At 51.0% G+C, this 300-nt stretch carries 1 protein-coding gene; it reads left to right on the top strand.

The window, feature by feature from the left end; all coding sequences use genetic code 11:
* On the top strand, nt 1–300 hold a 300-nt coding region (locus DW835_RS18565), incomplete at both ends, for an IS66 family transposase (RefSeq protein WP_243037245.1).

The raw sequence follows: 300 nt of genomic DNA, 5'->3' as shown, positions 1-300 counted from the left end.
GACGAAACACCGACACAGGTGATCGGTGACAGTGGCCGTCCGAACAGTAAATGCTACATGTGGGTACACCGTTCCGGGGAGTTCTATAAGGAACGTCCTGTGGTGATCTACGAATACCAGAAAGGCAGGGATCACGAAAAGCCGCTGGAGTTTTACCGGAACTACAAAGGAGTTCTGGTCACGGACAGTCTGGAGCAGTATCATCTGCTGGACAAAAAACTGCCGGGAGTGACAAACGCAAACTGTTGGGCACATGCAAGAAGAGCCTTTGCAGATGCCGTAAAGGCAGCGGATAAAAAG

It is taken from the genome of Clostridium sp. AM34-9AC, from assembly GCF_003480225.1.
Classification (GTDB): Bacteria; Bacillota; Clostridia; order Lachnospirales; family Lachnospiraceae; genus Acetatifactor; species Acetatifactor acetigignens.
The sequence above is the reverse complement of the archived record's forward strand: the minus strand, read 5'-3'. Positions and strand labels throughout refer to the sequence as shown.